Here is a 2,738-nt window from a genome sequence, read left to right as displayed (position 1 = left end):
CGCGCTGGCCGCGATGGCGGCCCTGGCCGCCGCCGGCGGCGCTGACCTGGCGCGGCCGGGACGGCTGGGCGTTCACCGCCACCGCCTCCTCCATCGCGCTGACCGGCGCCGCCCTGTTCACCGCCCTGTGGCCCGCCCCGCTGCCCGGCCTCACCGTCGCCGAGGCCGCCTCGGGACCGTACACGCTCGGCATGCTCACCTGGATCGGCCTGATCGCGCTCCCGTTCGTGCTGGGCTACCAGGGCTGGACGTACTGGGTCTTCCGCCGCCGCCTGACCGCCGAAGCGTCCTGAGAGCGCGATCCGGTCACCTCGCCCGCACACCTCGCGCGGTTCCCTCCCCGGCGCCGGAACGATGAGAGACTGAGGAGACACAGATTCCGCGAGTGAGGTGCCATGGGTGACGACAAGATTCATGAGACCGCCGAGGCGCTGCTCGATCTCCAGCGACGCGGGATCCTCCCCGAGATGCGCGTCGAGAGCTTCGGCAACCAGATCGTCATGCTCGCCGGAACCCGGTGGGAGCACAACAACATCGTCGACCTGATCCGGGAGCAGATCCCCCTGCCGCTGAACTGCAAACTCAGCAACGTCGATCTGCTGCTCACCTCGGAGCAGAGGGAACCCATTCCGGATCTCGTCATCGTGCCGGAGAAGCTGGGTCCCGGAGAGAAGCCGTGGGCACACGAGACAGAGCTCCTCGTCGAGGTCGTGTCCAACGGCAACTTCAAGGAGGACTACGGCGGCAAGGCCCGCCGCTACGCCGCCTCGGGAGCGCCCCAGTACCTGCTCGTCGACCCCCGCGAGGGGATCTGCCTCCTGCACACCGATCCCGACAAGCGGAACAGCGTCTGGCACCAGGTCCTGACTTTTAAATTCGGTGATCCGATCACCGGACTCGTCTGCATGGACGGGCCCCGCTGAACACCTCCGAGTTCCCCAGATACGTCTGATCCGAACCGTCCGGCGCGGGAGGCGAGACCGCTCACGGAGGGACTCTTCATCGAACGGATCGAGCAATTGGAAGCAACGCCGGAGGATCAGAGCCTGCGCATGACAACGATCAAGATCTCCACCGATCTGCGTGATCGGCTCGCGGAGGTGGCGGCCGAGTACGGCGGAGCCACCCTCGCGGACACCTTGCAGTACCTGATCGACGAGCACGAGGAGCAGGCCGCGCTCGCCGCCTACGACCGACTCCGGGCCGACTCCGCCGAGTGGGCCTCCTACCTGGAGGAGTCCCGTCTCGCCGACAACGTGGCCGGGGACTGGTTGCGCGGCGAGGAACCACGGTGAGCCGTGTCCTGCCGTGGCAGATCTGGCTGGTCGACTGACAGGTACACGGCCTCCACGCGCGGGACCTCCGCGGCGTACGGCATCAGAAAGCCTCTGGAAGCCGGGGTCTCCACGCTGGAGGTGATCGACGGAGCCGGGTTGATTCCCTACCCGGAGTCGACCACGATACCGGGGTGAACTCCCCCAGCCTGTTCCGGCACCGGAACTTCATGCTCCTGTTCGGCGCCGACGTGATCAGCCAGGTCGGCACCCAGATCAGCATGCTCGCGCTCCCGCTCGTCGCGGTGGTCGCGCTCAGCGCGAGCCCGTTCGAGACCGGCCTGCTGGTGGCGGCGGAGACGGCGGCGTTCCTGCTGGTGGGCCTGCCCGCCGGGGTCTGGGTGGACCGGATGCCGCGCCGCCGCATCCTGGTCGCCGCCGACGTGGCGCGGGCCGTACTGCTGGGATCGGTCCCGCTCGCCTGGTGGCTGGACGCGCTGACCCTCCCCCAGTTGTACGGCGTGGCGCTCGGCACCGGCCTGGCCACCGTCTTCTTCGGCATCGCCTACCAGAGCTACCTGCCGAGCCTCGTCGAGCGCGACCGGCTGGTGGACGGCAACGCCAAGCTGGAGATCGTCCGGTCGGCGGCGGGCGTGGCCGGTCCGGGCGCGGGCGGCTGGCTGATCCAGGCGCTCACCGCGCCGCTAGCGGTGCTGGCCGACGCGGTCAGCTTCCTCGGCTCGGCGCTGCTGCTGGGCCGGATCGACGCCGGCGAGCGGGTCCCGGAGCGCTCCGCGCGGCGGGGGCTGGCCAAGGAGATCGGCGAGGGGCTCCGGTACGTGGCCGGGCACCCGATCCTACGGATGATCACCGCTGCCACCGCCACCGCGAACTTCACCCACGGCATCTTCAACGCCGTCTCGATGATCTTCCTGGTCCGGGTGATCGGCCTCTCCGAGGCCGGCATCGGCCTGCTGTTCTCGGTGACCGCCGTCGGAGGCCTGGCCGGGGTGGCGCTCGTGGGGCCGCTGAGCCGCCGGGTCGGCTCGGCCCGGGTCATCTGGCTCTCCGCCGTGGTGTTCTACCCCTTCATGCTGCTGGTGCCGCTGGCCGAGCCCGGCTGGAAGCTCGCGCTCTACGCGGTCGGCATGTTCATGAACTCGATCGGCATCATCGTCTACAACGTCGGCCAGGTCAGCTTCCGCCAGGCCGTCACCCCCGAGCACCTGCTCGGCAGGATGAACGCGACCATCCGGTTCACCGTGTGGGGGGTGCTCCCCCTGGGCGGCCTCGCCGGAGGCGTACTGGGCGAGATCGTCGGCGTCCGGGCCACGCTCTGGGTCAGCGTGCTGCTCGGGCTGCTCTCCGCCGTGCCGCTGCTGCTCTCCCCGCTGCGCGGGATGCGCGACCTGCCCGCCGCCGAACCCGCCGCCGAGCCGGCCGGCGACCCGGCCGGCGACCCGG

4 protein-coding genes are annotated in these 2,738 nt (G+C 70.2%); all 4 read left to right on the top strand.

Annotation, left to right across the window (positions count from 1 at the left end):
• Positions 1 to 293 (top strand): cytochrome d ubiquinol oxidase subunit II (locus ACWJ6R_RS34130; RefSeq protein ID WP_449066172.1); only part of this gene is annotated, 293 nt, incomplete at its 5' end.
• Positions 294 to 395: 102 nt separating this feature from the next.
• Positions 396 to 923 carry a Uma2 family endonuclease gene (locus tag ACWJ6R_RS34125; protein WP_449066171.1) on the top strand — a complete coding sequence of 176 codons (528 nt, stop codon included), beginning with the start codon at positions 396 to 398 and terminating at the stop codon, positions 921 to 923.
• Positions 924 to 1,052: 129 nt separating this feature from the next.
• Complete coding sequence (locus ACWJ6R_RS34120) at positions 1,053 to 1,295, top strand: hypothetical protein (RefSeq protein WP_449066170.1); 243 nt, start codon at positions 1,053 to 1,055, stop codon at positions 1,293 to 1,295.
• A gap of 173 nt (positions 1,296 to 1,468) precedes the next feature.
• A partial coding sequence (locus tag ACWJ6R_RS34115; protein WP_449066169.1) for an MFS transporter occupies positions 1,469 to 2,738 on the top strand: 1,270 nt, incomplete at its 3' end.

It is taken from the genome of Planomonospora algeriensis (genome assembly GCF_977012225.1).
Note: the sequence above shows the minus strand (reverse complement) of the source record. Positions and strands in the feature narration are given on the sequence as shown.

Coding starts and splice junctions, on each gene's coding strand:
- ACWJ6R_RS34125 (WP_449066171.1), top strand. CDS start 396: ATGGGTGACGACAAGATTCATGAGACCGCCGAGGCGCTGCTCGATCTC.
- ACWJ6R_RS34120 (WP_449066170.1), top strand. CDS start 1,053: ATGACAACGATCAAGATCTCCACCGATCTGCGTGATCGGCTCGCGGAG.